Genomic DNA, 1,018 nt, shown 5'->3' on the forward strand with positions numbered 1-1,018 from the left:
GCGCCGAGCACCACCGCTTCTTCTTTGAGCACTTCACCATCAAGGGCAAGGAGGCGGCCAATGCCTGCGTGCAGATCCTGGCGGCGCGGGAGTTGATCGCGGCTTAAGTCACCAAAACGGCCGGATTTCAGCCCTGCAACAAGAATTGCGATCGAGAAGAGCTCTGAAGGTTGCGGTTCCGTTGAAATCCCGCCAGAAGCATCAAGGGCCGACCGGCAACCGGCCGGCCCGCGACGTTGCGCTTGAAACCAGATACGGGAGACTATTGGGTGGCTCGCATAACACTGAGACAATTGCTCGACCACGCCGCCGAATACGGCTACGGCGTGCCCGCTTTCAACATGAACAATATGGAACAGGGCCTCGCCATCATGGAGGCCGCCGAGGAGACCAAGTCGCCGGTCATCCTGCAGGCCAGCCGCGGCGCGCGCGCCTATGCCAATGACGTGGTGCTGGCCAAGCTGATCGACGCGCTGGTCGAAATCCATCCCGACATTCCGGTCTGCATGCATCTCGACCATGGCAACAACGAAGCCACCTGCGTCACCGCGATCCAGTACGGCTTCACCTCGGTCATGATGGACGGGTCGCTGAAGGAAGACGGCAAGACGCCGGCCGACTACGCCTACAATTCCGGCATCACCAAGCGCGTCGTCGACATGGCGCATTGGGGCGGCGTGTCCGTCGAAGGCGAGATCGGCGTGCTCGGCTCGCTGGAGAGCGGCGGCGGCGAGCAGGAAGACGGCCACGGCGTCGAAGGCGCGATCAGCCACGACCAGCTTTTGACCGATCCGGAACAGGCGGTGGAATTCGTCAAGGACACCCATGTCGATGCGCTGGCGGTTGCCATGGGCACCAGCCATGGCGCCTACAAATTCTCGCGCAAGCCGGACGGCGCGGTGCTGGCCATGAACGTCATCGAGGAGATCCACCGCCGCCTGCCGAACATGCATCTGGTCATGCACGGCTCGTCCTCGGTGCCCGAGGACCTGCAGGAGATCATCAACAAATATGGCGG

Annotated in this window: 1 protein-coding gene and 1 pseudogene; both read left to right on the forward strand. The window is 62.4% G+C overall.

From position 1 onward, the window contains the following. A pseudogene (locus tag EN984_RS39225) lies at positions 1 to 107 on the forward strand (6,7-dimethyl-8-ribityllumazine synthase); the annotation flags it as partial. 162 nt (positions 108 to 269) lie between these two features. Beyond that, positions 270 to 1,018, forward strand: a 749-nt coding sequence (locus tag EN984_RS35830) for a ketose-bisphosphate aldolase (RefSeq protein WP_127384418.1), incomplete at its 3' end; no start/stop codon positions are given.

Origin of the sequence: Mesorhizobium sp. M7A.F.Ca.CA.004.12.1.1 (assembly GCF_003997835.1) — a bacterium.
Lineage (GTDB): Bacteria > Pseudomonadota > Alphaproteobacteria > Rhizobiales > Rhizobiaceae > Mesorhizobium.